Annotated in this window: 14 protein-coding genes and 1 pseudogene; 6 read left to right on the forward strand and 9 right to left on the reverse strand. The window is 40.3% G+C overall.

All coding sequences use genetic code 11. From position 1 onward, the window contains the following. The 4 genes and pseudogenes from H6G77_RS29745 to H6G77_RS29760 all read right to left on the reverse strand — a co-directional run. Positions 1-365, reverse strand: a pseudogene (locus tag H6G77_RS29745) (hypothetical protein); the annotation flags it as partial. Between the two features lie 19 nt (positions 366-384). Next, positions 385-927 (reverse strand): hypothetical protein, encoded by a 543-nt coding sequence (locus H6G77_RS29750; RefSeq protein ID WP_190873475.1) that lies wholly within the window; start codon positions 925-927, stop codon positions 385-387. Positions 928-1015: 88 nt separating this feature from the next. Next, positions 1016-1324: a hypothetical protein gene (locus H6G77_RS29755; RefSeq protein WP_190873476.1), complete on the reverse strand. Its 309-nt coding sequence runs from the start codon at positions 1322-1324 to the stop codon at positions 1016-1018. A 78-nt stretch (positions 1325-1402) separates the two neighbouring features. Continuing rightward, positions 1403-1981 carry a hypothetical protein gene (locus H6G77_RS29760; protein WP_190873477.1) on the reverse strand — a complete coding sequence of 193 codons (579 nt, stop codon included), beginning with the start codon at positions 1979-1981 and terminating at the stop codon, positions 1403-1405. 289 nt (positions 1982-2270) lie between these two features. On the opposite strand from H6G77_RS29760, the gene H6G77_RS29765 reads away from it, so the two are divergent. The 6 genes from H6G77_RS29765 (at position 2271) to H6G77_RS35960 (ending at position 6814) form a co-directional block, all read left to right on the forward strand. Then, on the forward strand, positions 2271-2525 hold the full coding sequence (locus H6G77_RS29765; RefSeq protein ID WP_190593340.1) for a hypothetical protein: 255 nt from the start codon (positions 2271-2273) through the stop codon (positions 2523-2525). Between the two features lie 501 nt (positions 2526-3026). Continuing rightward, positions 3027-4709: a hypothetical protein gene (locus tag H6G77_RS29770; protein ID WP_190593339.1), complete on the forward strand. Its 1683-nt coding sequence runs from the start codon at positions 3027-3029 to the stop codon at positions 4707-4709. 94 nt (positions 4710-4803) lie between these two features. Further along, positions 4804-5151, forward strand: coding sequence for a BRO family protein (locus H6G77_RS29775; RefSeq protein ID WP_190593338.1), 348 nt, complete (start codon positions 4804-4806; stop codon positions 5149-5151). Beyond that, positions 5093-5323 carry a hypothetical protein gene (locus H6G77_RS29780; RefSeq protein ID WP_190593337.1) on the forward strand — a complete coding sequence of 77 codons (231 nt, stop codon included), beginning with the start codon at positions 5093-5095 and terminating at the stop codon, positions 5321-5323. The genes H6G77_RS29775 and H6G77_RS29780 overlap by 59 nt, the downstream gene beginning before the upstream one ends. A gap of 54 nt (positions 5324-5377) precedes the next feature. Continuing rightward, positions 5378-5602, forward strand: coding sequence for a hypothetical protein (locus tag H6G77_RS29785; RefSeq protein WP_190593336.1), 225 nt, complete (start codon positions 5378-5380; stop codon positions 5600-5602). 480 nt (positions 5603-6082) lie between these two features. Beyond that, complete coding sequence (locus H6G77_RS35960) at positions 6083-6814, forward strand: hypothetical protein (protein ID WP_242048591.1); 732 nt, start codon at positions 6083-6085, stop codon at positions 6812-6814. A 64-nt stretch (positions 6815-6878) separates the two neighbouring features. On the opposite strand, the gene H6G77_RS29795 is transcribed toward H6G77_RS35960, so the two are convergent. The 5 genes from H6G77_RS29795 to H6G77_RS29815 form a co-directional block, all read right to left on the reverse strand. Beyond that, positions 6879-8177 (reverse strand): SUMF1/EgtB/PvdO family nonheme iron enzyme, encoded by a 1299-nt coding sequence (locus H6G77_RS29795; RefSeq protein WP_190873478.1) that lies wholly within the window; start codon positions 8175-8177, stop codon positions 6879-6881. A gap of 144 nt (positions 8178-8321) precedes the next feature. After that, entirely contained in the window at positions 8322-11297 is a 2976-nt protein-coding gene (locus H6G77_RS35965) for an SAV_2336 N-terminal domain-related protein (protein WP_242049346.1), read from the reverse strand. Then, on the reverse strand, positions 11294-12310 hold the full coding sequence (locus tag H6G77_RS29805; protein ID WP_190873479.1) for a MoxR family ATPase: 1017 nt from the start codon (positions 12308-12310) through the stop codon (positions 11294-11296). The genes H6G77_RS35965 and H6G77_RS29805 overlap by 4 nt, the downstream gene beginning before the upstream one ends. Next, complete coding sequence (locus H6G77_RS29810) at positions 12307-13818, reverse strand: effector-associated domain EAD1-containing protein (protein WP_190873480.1); 1512 nt, start codon at positions 13816-13818, stop codon at positions 12307-12309. Before H6G77_RS29810 ends, H6G77_RS29805 begins: the two co-directional genes overlap by 4 nt. Before the next feature lie 50 nt (positions 13819-13868). Further along, complete coding sequence (locus H6G77_RS29815) at positions 13869-14966, reverse strand: effector-associated domain EAD1-containing protein (protein WP_190593330.1); 1098 nt, start codon at positions 14964-14966, stop codon at positions 13869-13871. Between the last annotated feature and the right edge of the window lie 14 nt (positions 14967-14980).

Genomic DNA, 14980 nt, shown 5'->3' on the forward strand with positions numbered 1-14980 from the left:
CCAGCAACGGGAATTACCCAAAGTTCGGTGAATGGCTCGTTGGTGAAGTTTTCGTTAATGGTCATTGGGCGGTCAGGGCGTGAGATGGAGATCGCAAAATCAGCCTTGTTACCTTTGAGATATCCACCCTGCTGTGCTTCCAGAATTGTTAGCTTAGGAGGACAATCGAGAAGAAACTGCCCGTATTCTTTTGCACAGTTGGCTTGCAGCTTGGGTTGGCTGGGTGGAATGAGAAAGACGCTGTTGTTGATTTTGATGGTTTCCATTTTTGTGTATGTGTTGATGAATACTACGGGGTGTTTATGTTTTGTGTAATGTTGATGACGGCGCAACAGAAACTCCCAACTACCTGAATGAACGTCCATATCATTCAGGTACTTATTTTTAGTCAGCAATATCTAATGCAGGATTTTGGCTCGGTTCAAGTTCCAATTCCAGATAAGAAAGCGCAGTATCAGCATCACCAATGGTTAAATCGGGCTGATAATTCAGTGCTAAATATTCAGGGTGTTTAGCGATTTCTTTGAGGATGAATTTACCCGCGTCAACTAAATCATGCAGAGATGGATAAGGCGGTTCTTTGCTTTCTTCAACCGTAGAGTTAATTGCTACAAAACTTACACCAACTGCTTTCAACTCGTACTTTAATGATTCAACTTGGCGCAAATGGTTGGTAATTTCTGCCTCTAAAACTGTTTTTAATTCCTGTGGCGAAAGCAGTTTGATTTCATCTTCAAGCTGGGTTTTCTCATCTTCATGGTTCTTGTCAAGCAGCATAATATAACGCCACCCTGCACCATATTCGTCAGCTAGATACGTGTCTTCGGCGTAATACTTCATGCCGATTATTTGACCGCGTTCTGTCCGTTGTCCAAAGCCAAAACGTGGGTATTGCCAACCCTGTGGAATCGAGATTTTGGGTTCCATTGTTTTAGTTAGTGAATGAAGAATTGGGGAAGGGGGAAAGGGCAAGGGGGAAGGGAATAAAGAACTATCCTTTAACCTTTTCCCTGATTTAAGCTGCAATATCGGGCGTTGCATTGGTCATACTTGCAACCAAGAAAAAGTCATCGAGTGCCACTGCTGCGTTTAATGGCTGGGTGTACTGTTGCTCGTCTACTTCGTTTGACCAATAACTGATGTGCTGGAAAACCAACCCAAGCATTGAATCACCCTTATAGACACGGTAGATTTTGGGACAAGCACCGGAACAGTAAACCAGCGTGTAACCTGCGATTTCGATGACCTCTGCGTTTGGGTGTGTTGGTGACAGAAGTATCGGTTCACAGCAATCACCCCAATCAGGATCTTGAACGAATGACATATTTGCTGTATAAGCGCATTTATTGTAGTGATTTAGCGATCGCTCTCTAACAATGCGACCGCTTTTTTACTGCCTGTACTATGCGGCTACTGGTTGTCTAATACCTAACAGAGCGATCGCCTCATCAATACTTTCAGTTGTACGGCTCTGCCCCAACTGCCTTTGTCTGCTGTACCATTGATCCGCGCGGTTATATCCCACAAACCCTACTCTTCGGTTGTTGAAATATAGGGTGGTGCTAAATGAGAGCCAGTCAATCTCTCCGTGAGTTAAGCCGTATTTATTGCAAGCTGTTTCAAGTTCTTCGCTGAGGCGGTCGTTGCGTTCTCTGGGGGTTTCTCTTAGAGTGGCTTTCACTTCCTGCACTCTTATATAAAACCAGTCTCGGTCGAATGGCAAACGTCCACCATTACTTAATTGCACCCATACGGTGATTCCAGTTTCGATCCAAATCGTGCGTATTGATTCGGGTTCTACTTCGATAATCTCGGCAATGATGCGGCGATCGCGAGATGTAAGCGGGTCTGTGGTTTGGGTTGCTTCTTTGGCTTGAGCTTCGAGATGATTGTAAAATTCTGCTTGTGCTTCGGCTTGCTCGTCTATGGTGTTGCAGTTGAAGCCTTTGAGTGCTTGCTGTGTATATGCGAAGTGAGACATAATAATAATCTCCTGCCTCGTGATGGGGTTAGGTTTTTTCAAAGGGCGATCGCAAACTTTGGTCGGGGAGCGATCGCCTTTTGTCTAAGCAAATCGAAGTCGGTTTTATGAATCGCTTCACTTGCCTGATAAATATAGGATAATATTTTGTTAATACTTTTGTCAATACATTGTTAATACTAGTAAGTGATCGATCAGTTGTAAATTGATAAGCTGTGTTTATACACTTGCTAATACAACTTGCTATTGATAGCGTGTAAATTGAAAGTTATCAACGTTGAGAACTACGATGGCAGCAGACAAACAGATAATTATTAGGATCTCTGAAGAAAAAAAAGAGGCTTTGATGAATAAAGTCAAAGCCAACGACACTTCTGTATCAAAGCTATTAATGGATTTCATTGATTCCTACTTAGCTGAAAAAGCAGAGACTAGCGTTGATCCAGAATTGTTAAAACTGAAATCAGAAGTCGCGGAAATGAAACAACAGTTTATGCAGTGGCAACAACAGCAGTATGAACTATTGGGGGAATCCGCCGCCTGAGAGAAGAGAATAGTACTCTCAGGCAATGGCGAGAGCAAGTTACTAAGGCAATAACCGACAAGCCAGCTAGGGAAACTTAGCTGGTTTGTTTTTTGATAGGTTGACTTGTATTAACAATATTTGCTACTGTTAATACATTAAGGTCAAGCCAAATTTATCCCAAGGGGCGACATCATGAAACGTTAATTGCTCTTAATCACCTTGTAGTTTCAAGCGGTTTCAGAATTATTAACTCCTCCTGTACCTTGCATGAGGGTAATTTTCGTTCGTCTACACAACGTTAATACACTTTTAAAAAAGGCTCTGATTGTCAAAAAATAACAGCAACAAGATTGAGAACTAGCAACAAAAATTACACCGAATGTAATTAGACGAGCGCGAGTAACTACCCTGTCGAGCTTCAATCCAGAATTATCAATGCCTCAAAATTTCTGTTTTCTCAATCCCTCATTTCTCTAGCAAAGCTTTTGTGTAAATATTCAGCACATTAGGTATATGAATATGCTGACACTAGATCGCTCCGCAACACTAGCGTCTAATTATGGCGTTCTCAACAGCAGTATCAAAGAAACGTTCACTGCCATCGACCGCTTCGAGTGGCAAGCTGTAGAAGAAATCTTGCAGATGCGTGATAATCAGCTTTACCGTGAAGCTGGTTATAAAAGTTTTGAAGAATACTGCCAAGCCGAACTATCCGCCTGGGGTGGCTACCGCAGAATCAATCAACTGTTGGGAGCCAAAAAAGTTAAAGACACAGCTGATGAATTGGGCGAACACATCAAAAACGAACGTCAAGCCCGTTCACTGCTGCGTTTGGTCAAGGAACCAGAGAAGTTAAAGCAAGCCGTTGCGATCGCACTGCAAGAGAATGCCTCACCCAGTGAATCGGACTTTGCGGCTGCTGCTAACAAGGTGGTTCCTCGTCTACCACGCCAAAAAACTCAGGAACCAATGGTTCCTAAAATTGAAGAACCAATATTTCATCCTACTCAGGAACCAGTGGTTCCTCAAACCAATACAGTTACGGTTACGTCACCAACTCATCCAAGACACGGGCAATCAGGAACCATCTCAGCCGACCCACCCAATCAAAGGCAGCAGATTGTCACCTTTGAGGATGGTAGCAGGGAACTAGTTAACAATGCGGACTTGAGTAATGACGCAACTAAGTCATTCCCTACCGAGCGAACGTACCCGAAAGAATATGCCGAAGCGATCGCACAACTGAAGCAGCAGCACCAGCAAGAGCTAGAACGCCTGGAACAAGATTTAAGGGTTGGGTTACAGGCGGAAGCAACAACTCAAGCCCAGGAACAAGTACAAGAACAACTTACCACTTTACAAAACCTGTTTCAGCAGCAGAAGCAAGAAAATATCCAGTTACAGCAACGGCTTTTTGAGTTGGAAGGACTGAGGAAGTTGGAGCTTGAAAACCAGCGATTACAAAAACGCATTCAGGAATTGGAACAAGCTGTAGAAGAACGCCCGGCTCAAGAATGGGGCAATACTCTTACTAAGCAAGCAACCAAGGCGTTAAACAAGCAGGTTAAACAAGCCCTGGATAAGACCATTGACCTGCGATCGCTGGCTATTGAATCACCAAAGGAGAATGCCCAAGAGTGTCTCAGGCTTATGGGTATCGCTTTGGGTAATTTGGCCAGTGCTATGAATAACACCCAGGCACTTCAAGCAGCTGCAATCATCCTCGGTAGTGAACCAACACCGTCTGCGATCGCATATCGAGCCGAACAATTGCAACTACTACCCCAAGCCGTTGGTGATATTCGGACTGTGTTATCAAAGCCTGGGTGTAGTTGGTGGGATTATCTGGAAGTGGCTACTGAGTATGAGGTAATCAAACAAGATTACTGGGGAGAACTAAGCACTCAAGAAACAGAGCTAATCACTGCCCTTGAGAAAGCCGAATCCTCACTCATTGCGGAACCAATGGTTCCTGACGAAAACCCTGCTGATTCTGGTTCTTTTGATGGTGAAGTGATAGGGCTTGGTTCCATCGTTGCACACGCTGATCCTTACTGCGCCTTATACCCAAAAAGAGGTGAAGTCATCGAAGACATGGGGGATGAGGTTTGGGTGGCGTGGGAGCATTGGAAGGAAAAACCCAAAAAGACTGACCGCTATTTCAAAAATGAATTGCGTTTCTGGCAAGAAACAAACCAGTAAATAAAACTCGCGCTTATTTCCAAAAGAACTGAATGCAGTACGGCTCAAGTGCTGTCGATATTTTCATGCGTCAAAAATTGGAGTCGATATCAATATGGATGCAATTACATCAACCCCTACTAGCCCTGATAGCCCTTTTGACCGAATCAAAAAAATTGATGAGCAGGGTTACGAGTATTGGTTAGCCCGTGAGTTAATGTCCATTCTGGGATATCAGCAATGGCGACAATTTGAGGATGCCATAGACCGAGCAATTGCCGCTTGCGAAAACATTGGACAGGACAGCAAAAAACACTTTTTGCGTCTGCCCGCAAAAAGTTCAGGAGGTAGACCCAGAAATGATTTCAAGCTTAGTCGTCATGGTTGTTATCTGACTGCAATGAATGAATGGAGATTCTCGAAAACCAGAAATAGCTGCTGCACAGAATTACTTTGCTTTTAAAACCCATGAGGCTGAGTTATTCTCCCAAAACTCAGAACTACTGACCCAACTTTTAGAACGGTTGGAACAGCAAAGTCAAATCATCGAGACGCAAGGCAAGGCGATCGCCCAGTTGCAAGCTCAAATTCAAACCCTGCTGCCTCCATCATCTGATTTTATCCCTCCTGGCTGAGATGAGAACGTTTGGCGATCGCTACCACTACAAGATAAAAGACACTTCAGATTCTTGTTTCGTCGTCGCAACTTCCGACCATCTACCAAAAATGAATCACTGGCTTTACCTGCTGTGGACACTGAACAAATGAAACAGAAGCAGAGGGATGAGGTAGCACGATTGGTTGGTGAAGTATCACCCGAAGAAAAACAGCAATTTCAAGCCGCTAAACGCCAGAAGCTCAGGGAATTTTGGTCACAAGCCCCAGAAGAAGACCAAGAAAATATGCCGTTTTAACCAAACCAGTTTTGACAAATATATAGAAGGTGGAATATGAGCAGCATTGCCTCTACTGACAAATTCTCTGTCCTGGTGATATTGCGCCGGGAGTATCTTGATATTACAGGTAACTTCTGCGCGGCCAAGCTGATTGAGTATTTTCGGCACTGGACAAAGTGGAAGCTCAAGAACCACCGCACCCCTTGGATTTACCAGCCTCTGAAAAACATCTACGCTGACCTAATGGGTGAGCATAGCCTTCATGTAATCAGGAGTGCGATCGCTCTGCTTGAGGAAATGGGCATCATCGAGAAGAAAAAGAATCCAGGTAACGGACAAGATCGGACATGGCAGTATAAATTACACTTCGATGTACTGAATAAGCTACTTGAAAAGAAGCAGGGGAGCAGGGAGATAAGGAGCAGGGGGATAAACACTTTAGAGGATTCAAGATTAGAGGAAGAAGGCATTCTCCCTTGCTCCCTACCCCCTGCCCCCTTGCCTCTTATTGAACACGGCAGAGGCAAAACTGAACATCCCAAACTCAATGCAGAACAATACCACAGATCCCATCCAAAAGTTTCAAAGCCACAGCAACACTCTGCTGTTGAGCTTGAAAAAAGTGAGGAAGTGAAAACTGAGATTTTGGACTGTGACCAGGAAGGGGTTTGTCAAATCCTAGAATCAGAGTTACCCGAAATTACTCACTTCGTTGAAGAGATAGAACAGGTTGACTCGACTACTGAGACAGATTCTTGTGAGGATCGTTCTTCCGTCGCCCCGGTTGCGTTAAATTTTTGTGACGAAGACTTTGGTGATGATGATTACGCCGAGCCACAAGAAAAATCAGTGCAGCCCAGCAACTCAGAGGTTCAAGAAGTGCTGCAACAGTTACGGGAAATACCTTGTACACCGCAATTTCGGCTCAATGCAGAGATTCAACGCACAGTCAGGCGGTGTTGGGAAAATGTACCGGGTGCGATCGCTTATTTGAAGGAGGCAATACGAACTTGGAAAGGCATCAAGTCACCGGAGGCTGTATTTATGGCTGCTTGTAAGGAGGGACGGAAACCGGAATCTGCACAGGCTAAATCGGAGGTGGTTGCTTGGTTTGAGTGGGCGAGGAAAAACAGGATTGTGATTGCTATGTCGGGGAACACTGTGTATACGCCGGATGGTGAGGCTGTGGCGGTTGCGGAAATGATGCGGCGGTTTCCGGTGGGGGAGTGAATGAAGGCTTTGTGTAGTAAAAGTTGGTAATAAAAATATTTGCCAACGCTAGTTGTTTCAAAAATTAAACTTTACAAGTCTCCATACAAGAAAAGACAGATAAGCGCATCCTGGTAGCTTCGGAGCTTGCAACAGGAAGCCAATCCCATACCAAAGGAAGGTGTCCTTTAAGTGCATAGGTGTCAAAAGTTATATTTAAAGAGTTGATCCAGTTTTTATTAACTCTCCATCCAATGAGTTCGCAGAATCTCTCCCAAGCTACGGGATCATAAATGTCTAGCTTATCAGTAACTTCTAAGTAAATGTTTTTCTGAACGCTAAATCCAAAGTGTCCATTGCTATATTTAACCCATAAATTGTTAATTGTACGAAGATCGGTACAAGGAAATTCTAAAAGTTCGTCTGAATCTAATAATCCACCAAGCTCTCTTTTTCCTACAGCCTGTAACATCACTAAATTAGTTTCATTGTCCGCTTCTTTCCATTTTTTTGCTGCTAATAAGTCGCGCAGTTTGGTGTAGTTTATGGCTCTTTCTGATCTCAAGTCATCCGATGAATTTGCTTCTGGGAAAGCACATACTATGCGAAAACCAAAAATTCTGTTGCGGACGTTGGGATCAAATTTAGTGCGATAAGCAGAACGGCAATTTTCAGGCGTAGTAGTCCAAGAACCACCACGCTGTAATCGAGATTCATTATTATCATCTATCCACCAGCTTCCATTTTTAGGCGCTCCATCATAGTTACTATGCCAAGTGTCTAGACACCATTCCCAAACATTCCCGTGCATATCGTACAATCCAAAAGCGTTGGCTACTCCAAAACTGCCTACATCTGTTGTTTGTCCTCGATATATTCCTTTGACTCCAGCACCGTAAGTATACTCCGCATTATAATTAGCCAGTTCTGGTGTGATTGTTTCACCAAAATGAAATGGAGTTGTCTTACCAGCACGACACGCATATTCCCATTCTGCTTCACTGGGCAAACGGTAATTTCTTTTTGTATGAGCAGCTAGGCGATCGCAAAATTCCACTGCATCATACCAGGACACCTGCTCAACAGGTCGCTTATCCCCCCTGAAATATGATGGATCAACATCTAGTTCTTTGTTTATCTGTGGTAATCCTGCGACTGCTCTCCACTGCTCTTGAGTGACTTGATACTTGCCTATGCAAAATTGCTGAATGTTTACTAGATGCTGAGGGCTTTCTGAATCACTGCGCTCTAATTCATTCTCTGGGGAACCCATCATAAAACTGCCCCCAGGTATCAGAACCATTTCTAACCCAATTTTATTACCCAATTTCTCTAGGTAGTATTGTGCTGTTTTTTGTATTCGGTTTATAACTATTTTTGGCATTTATTACTACTAGTTTTACTATCTCACCTAATTTTACGGTTGCAGAAATCAATGGCTTATTTTTGAAAAAAATTTTAAACGCTCCGCTAACAAAGGGAAAAAGAACAAGTGCAAAGGGTCAAGATTTTAAAGTGTAGAGAGCTACTAAGGAATCCTCCCAGCAGCATAAATCACACGAAAAGCATTATCGCCGTTGTGGAGGTCTCGGACATCGTTGTAGCGATATGCAGAACGGCAGTAGTTAGGATAGTAGATCCAGGCCCCACCTCGCAGCACAGCTCTTCCTTGTTTTTGATAAAGGTTATTATTATCATCAAACCATGCGCTACCATCTGTTGGCGCTCCTTTATAGTTACTATGCCAGTCGTCTAGACACCATTCCCAGACATTTCCGTGCATATCGTACAGTCCAAAAGCGTTTGCCAATCCAAAACTGCCTACAACTGTAGTTTCTTCTCGATATGTTCCTCTTACCCCAGCACCGTAAGTATAGTTAGCATTATAATTAGCCAGTTCTGATGTAATTGTTTCACCAAAATGGAATGGGGTAGTTGTTCCGGCTCTACACGCATACTCCCATTCTGCTTCACTTGGTAGTCGATACTGTCTCTTTGTATAAGCACTCAGGCGATCGCAAAACTCCACCGCATCGTACCAAGAAACCTTCTCTACAGGTCGATTTGCCCCTTTAAACCTGGATGGATCAGGGTCAAGTTTTTGGTTAACTGTTGGGAATTCTGCTACTGCTTTCCACTGTGCTTGCGTTATGGGGTATTTGCCTATGAAGAAAGGCTGAACAATCACTTGGTGTTGAGCGCGTTCACTATCACTGCTATCTTTCTCACTTTTGGGAGCGCCCATCATAAATTCACCACCAGGAATCTGTACCATTTTTAGCTGAACATCATTCCCTAGTTCTTCGATAAAATACTGAGATTGCTGACGACTACGCTTGATTGCCAATTCTGTTTTTTGTCCGAATCCTAAAAAACCACCTGATTTTTTTTCTTCAATGGTCGCTACTTCAAATGCAAAAGGCAGTAAATTGATAAGTGGCTCATCTTTGAGAGTAACAATTGCAACTTCAAATGAAAATAACTGGAATTGAGGATCAACCGATACTTCCTCAAATCTGCCTCGAAAATCTATTCGTCCTTCATTGGGATAATTCAACCATCCTTCAAATAACTTACCTGTTTGATGCTCTTCCCAAAAATAACTATTTTCACTATCTACTTTGAAAGTGACACTAGCAGCAGTTTGATTATCGTCAAAACTCCAAGAAAGTGTTTGCCCTTCAAATTTGGAATTTTGAATTGCCGCTAAACCAAAGCGAGAACGGAACTGCACTTCACCTTTTGAGGAAATTAATAAATGTTCTAGTCCTTCATGCCAAGTGCCAGCTTCTCCACCCCATTTGACTGCACAAATATATTCTCCGGCATATTCTTGCAAAAATTGATTTAACTCAATTTTTTCAGCCTCAAGTGCATATTTTCCTCCTAATTGTCGAAGAACTTGAGCTTTAAGTTTTGCAAAGGGACGTAGTTTAGATGCTAAAGCACCATCATTGTGTGTAAGTAGTTGTGCATCAAATTCTTTTATTGATATTCCTAATCGTTTAGCCACAAATTCAGATACTTTAGTAATAACTAAATCAATAGCTGAAATTTGTTTATTCGGCGGAACAAAATCTCTTAATAACTCTCTTACACCATCAACAAACTCATAGGTAAGATACTCAGTATCATCTTGGTGCAAAACTGGCAACCGTTTTAGCAGCCCGCTCATAAAAACTTCTGCCACATGAATTTCTCTCGCATCTGGCAGTAAAGTTTCCCGAATTAGGTTGACTACTGATACACTCACAGGTACTGTTGCCATTAATCCTGCTAAACGTCTAGCTTGTAGAGAAGCATTAGCACGAAATAAGTTAACTAAATCTGAAGCTTCTAGCTTTTGTGTGGCTTGTGAGTAACTTTCATTCGAGGTTGTTTTTTCTTGATGAGAAACAGAATAAAATTTAAATCCTGCTGTTGAAATATTCCCTTGACCTGCTATGACCTTTGACCATCTGAGTAAAGGTTCTGATTCTAGGGTAATAATAGGAATAGAAGTTAAAGATTTTATAGTTTTTGATTTATCTTTATTATTGTCACTTGACAATTCATCAATATCATCTTCATCCCATAATTGGGCAATTAACTGGGAATTATAGATTCCAGGTGCAAAAGTAGAAAGTAGAACTGGAATTTCATCAACTAAAGCGGTTCTATCCCACAATTTTTCTGGAAGTAGCTGAAGAATAGTAATTAAAGCACGCTGCCCCCATAACTCTAAAACCGGATGAATTAGTTGTTGTCGCCAAATTGGAGAAATACAATCACTTACCAATAGAATTAAACGTCTGCCTTTGGGGTCAATTAATACATCTGGTTTATGCGAAGTAGATTCATCAAATCCTGTACTATTTTCCGAAAGTAATTGGATTTCAGTTTCTGAGTTTTTTAATTTCCAAGTACGTACATCCCGAAAAGCACCATGATGCTTGAGAAGTAGTTGAAATTCCCTAATAGTTTGTTCCCAAATTTCAGTGATACTGGTTTCTTCAACTACTAAAGCTAACTCTAACCATCTTTCTGGAGTGCTTTTGAGAACGGGTATCCCAATTTGATCTTCTGCAAAGCGTTGAACTGTGGCTTCCTCATCCAATATCTTTTCTGTAGGAGATGGTACTTTCCGCATCAGAGGACGAAGCGCACGTCCTAAAGCTAGGGAATTTCTTAATGCTTTTGCTGCGGGTATTTTGATAGGAATCGCTTCTGAGTTTTCTGTGGGGCTTGGCTTTTGTGTTGGGGGAGAAGGAAGAACCACTGAAGAAGAAGGTTCGTTAACTGAAGTAACTGGAAGTTCAGTAGCTTGTGATTTTGAAGTTGTTACAGGTGTATTTGAGGAGTCTGGTTTTGATGGTTGTAATGATGTTGCTGACTTTACTGGTTGCTGGTGTGGCTGTTGTTGCGATGATTCTATGTGAACCGCCAACCAGAAAATATCTGCTAGTTCTGTAGCAGTAAATTTAAACCCCGCTTCTTGCAGAATAGCGATCACTCGCTCTATCATAGTCCATCTCTACTATTTAAGTAGCGCAGCAAGTGTTCTATTAATTTTGCTTTTGAGCCTTTATCTTTGACTTTATCTTCATTATCAGGTTCAAGCATAGGCGAGTCAGGTTTATTAGCTGTATTGGTCAACATATAAATAGCATTGAGTAATTGGTCTGTAGCTAAATCACCTTGATCTCGCCGTTTGAGAAACTGCTCAATAATTATCTCTGCTTGCTCAATAATATCATTACCTAAATGAGCTTTGACAATGTTGTCTAATTCTTCACGACTTGGTTGTGGTAAATCTAATCTTAAACAACGTCGTAAAAAAGCAGGTGGAAATTCTCGTTCACCATTACTTGTTAAGATCACAAAGGGAAATTCTGTACACTTGACTTTACCTTTATCAATAATTGCAGTTTGATTGTCATAAGTTTTTACATTAATTTCATTCAATTTATTTTCGCTATCTTGATTGTCTAAATTAGCTATTCTTGCTAATTCAGGAATATCAAATTCTCCTTCTTCAAAAATATTTAACAAATCATTAGGTAAATCAATATCGCTTTTATCCATTTCATCAATTAATAACACCCTGGGCTTCTTCAAGCCTGAAGGAAATAATGCTGTCCCCAACGGGCCTAATTGAATATATTTACCAATTTCTGCTAAGTTATCTTGATTGTTTGCTTTAGCATCTTGTAAACGTCCAATAGCATCATAGCTATACAGTCCTTGTTGTAAAGTCGAGCGAGTAGTAATATTCCACCGCAATACTTCACCTAATTTTAATTCCTTAGCTACTGCATAAGCTAAAGAAGTTTTACCTGTCCCTGGTTTTCCTGTTACTAACAAAGGACGACGTAGATAAAGTGCTGCATTGACTAATTCTATTTCTTCTTTTCTAGAGCGATAAGTAGAACCTCGTTCTTGTTTTTTAAATGTTCGCCAACTAGGGGGTTCAGGAAGGGTTTCGATGCCATCATGAGGGTTTTCAGGGTTGCCTTGAAATATTTTCCAGGAGGTCATGGTGTTGTATACTCTTTTTTGGAAGGTGGTACTATATAAGGGTTTTCCCATAGCAACGAGAGATGATGCCCAATACGTTGCTCGTAATCGCAAGAAAAATCAGATGACCGTCTCTGCCTAACTCGCTCTGGTATTTCAGTTATCAAACATTTTAGTAGTTCTTTTATTTCATTTTCAAAATTTGGAACATTTAGTTCCTGCCTGAACCATAATGCAAGGGGAAGTGCAGTTGTATTAATTGCTTTAAAATAGTCCTCTGTTGGTACTGCTTTAATTAGTGTTAAGGCAACTACATCATCTTGATTTATTTTTGAAAAAAGTTCTGCACTAGAAGAAAACTCTCCAGAGATAAAGCACTGAAAGCAGTTATCCTGAGTTAAACTAATTAAAGTATTCCATTTTTGTACCCAAACATTTCTGAAGCGATATTTATTTAAACGATTACTAGAACGAAGAATGACTTTATATAAACTACCCATAGAAACCGGAAAATCTTCATTCTGAATTTTCCAAGTATCAATTGCTTCATTTAATAGCCCATAAGGTAAGAAAATTTCAATTGTTGGTTGGGCAGAGTTATCATTGAGATAGGGAATAACTTGTTCAATATAATCATCTATTAAGATAGATATTTCTGTAAGCGAAAATATTTCTTTCTCTTGATTTTGAAGTTCTAATCGCTTATAGCCCTTTGCTGTTTGGTAATTAAATTCATCATTTCTCCCATCATGAATAAACCAAGCTGAAACGAAATAATATTGGTTTTGATGTTGTTGACTAGGACTTAATAAGATAAGTAAGTGAGTGGGTACAGTATTTAGTTCATTTCTGACAGTATTGGGATTTACTATGGAATTTGACAAGGTTGAACAGTTATTCGTGTTACGCTGCAACCAAATTTTTAGCTGTTCTAAAATAGGGTTAGAATTTTTTTCTTGCTCTAACAAAAGTTTTGATAAACAAGATACAAAATTTACTATATACTCTATCTCGTTATTTTGAGATTTCTTTTTAAGGCTACTCAAAATTTCTGTGATAGTACTTGGTATTGTATCCTCCCAATCTTCATACCATACCAATTCAGAATAGGATTTTAAATAAAGTTGTTTTATTTGTCTAAAAAACTTTTCATCTAAATTAATCAATTTAATTAGTAAAATATATAAAGAACAAATATTTAATTTCTGCACTAATTCTATTAAGCTATCATCATCTTTGCTCGTTAATTTTTCATTAATTATTTGAATTAATATCTCTGGTAGATTCTGCAATGCTGAATTTCCAGGGACTTCTTTCAATGCTCCTTCAATTAAATCTGAGATCCATCCTTCTTGCTCAAGCCTTATTATTAAATCGAAAATGACTTGACTATAATCACTATTATCTGGAACATCAGATTCTTCTATATCGAGGTGAATCCGAAGCATTCTCACCAATTTATCCCGGTTAGGAAAAGCAGATTTAAGTGCTGTCCTTATTTTTTCTATTGCTTTCCCAGGCAAAACCATTAATGACTACTCCAAAATTACCAAAAAATAAATTTGATTATGAAATATTTTCACCATATTTCCTCACCACTTAATAAACCCTGTAATAAATCTTGCCTATCTAAACGGGAGCAGATAGCACTAAAAGGAGTTCCCGCATTATATTTGGCGCTTTCGTATGCCGGATCTCCACTATGATGTAGTGCAACTAATTGCCAGTTAATATCAAAACAAGGAGAACCAGAAGAACCAGGTTCAGTATTAGTTCTGTATTTAACCATTGTGCCATTTTCATTAACACCAATAATGGCTTCTGTATCAAATCCCAGCTTTAATGGCTCACCTTGTGGGTGTTGCAGTATAAACAGTGGGGTATCAGGCACAAATTCATATACCTCATCAGTGAACTTAATCCATCCTCTTTCTGGGGAACTTGGCTCTGGTTTTGTGCCAATAGCTTCTTTTCCTGGAACTCCATCGACTCGAAGTAAGGCATAGTCCAATTCATCGGGTGTCGGTAATCGGGTTTCTTCATCTGGAAGATAAGGACTTTGATCAATCAACCAATCATTTTGTACTAAACAATATTTTGTCCCCTGGTTAATAACTTTGCCTTCCACTTGTTTATAATCAAAACGCAAAATTATATTGTTAGGAGTAGCTTTTTCTAATATTATAGGCTCTATAACATGATAATTAGTAATAACAACATTGGGTGCAATCAAAAATCCTGTACCAAAAGAACGAGCATTATTTTTTTTAGTAATTTCAATACGACAAACTTGTGACTCAAGTTTACCTAAACTTTCTCGCCATGTATTAACATTAAGAAAACTATTCGTTTTTTTGATAATTTTTTCTAGTGACCCTCTTGCTGTGAGTTCTGTTGGCATAGGAGTAGCAAGTTTTAGCTCCTGTGCAATCACAAACAATTTTTGGTTTCCAGGATTGGACTCACGCGCACCTGCAATTAATTCATCAACCCATCCCTCAGCTTCTGCTGCTTGAATCAATCTAAAAACAATAGCTTTTAAATCATCCCCCATTGCATAGGCATTCAAATTCTTGTCTAATCTAAATCTGACTACTTCTGCCAGTCTTACTTGCTCAGGAAACGCATCAATTAAAGCATCTGTTAATTGTTTAAATTGTAAGCCTTTTAATTTCATAGTAATTTTTTAAA

This window comes from Aulosira sp. FACHB-615 (assembly GCF_014698045.1).
Classification (GTDB): Bacteria; Cyanobacteriota; Cyanobacteriia; order Cyanobacteriales; family Nostocaceae; genus Nostoc_B.

What these genes read in the sequence shown, in the direction of transcription:
- H6G77_RS29750 (WP_190873475.1), bottom strand. Translation starts at nt 927, where the DNA reads ATGGAACCCAAAATCTCGATTCCACAGGGTTGGCAATACCCACGTTTT.
- H6G77_RS29755 (WP_190873476.1), bottom strand. Translation starts at nt 1,324, where the DNA reads ATGTCATTCGTTCAAGATCCTGATTGGGGTGATTGCTGTGAACCGATA.
- H6G77_RS29760 (WP_190873477.1), bottom strand. Translation starts at nt 1,981, where the DNA reads ATGTCTCACTTCGCATATACACAGCAAGCACTCAAAGGCTTCAACTGC.
- H6G77_RS29765 (WP_190593340.1), top strand. Translation starts at nt 2,271, where the DNA reads ATGGCAGCAGACAAACAGATAATTATTAGGATCTCTGAAGAAAAAAAA.
- H6G77_RS29770 (WP_190593339.1), top strand. Translation starts at nt 3,027, where the DNA reads ATGCTGACACTAGATCGCTCCGCAACACTAGCGTCTAATTATGGCGTT.
- H6G77_RS29775 (WP_190593338.1), top strand. Translation starts at nt 4,804, where the DNA reads ATGGATGCAATTACATCAACCCCTACTAGCCCTGATAGCCCTTTTGAC.
- H6G77_RS29780 (WP_190593337.1), top strand. Translation starts at nt 5,093, where the DNA reads ATGAATGGAGATTCTCGAAAACCAGAAATAGCTGCTGCACAGAATTAC.
- H6G77_RS29795 (WP_190873478.1), bottom strand. Translation starts at nt 8,177, where the DNA reads ATGCCAAAAATAGTTATAAACCGAATACAAAAAACAGCACAATACTAC.
- H6G77_RS35965 (WP_242049346.1), bottom strand. Translation starts at nt 11,297, where the DNA reads ATGATAGAGCGAGTGATCGCTATTCTGCAAGAAGCGGGGTTTAAATTT.
- H6G77_RS29805 (WP_190873479.1), bottom strand. Translation starts at nt 12,310, where the DNA reads ATGACCTCCTGGAAAATATTTCAAGGCAACCCTGAAAACCCTCATGAT.
- H6G77_RS29810 (WP_190873480.1), bottom strand. Translation starts at nt 13,818, where the DNA reads ATGGTTTTGCCTGGGAAAGCAATAGAAAAAATAAGGACAGCACTTAAA.
- H6G77_RS29815 (WP_190593330.1), bottom strand. Translation starts at nt 14,966, where the DNA reads ATGAAATTAAAAGGCTTACAATTTAAACAATTAACAGATGCTTTAATT.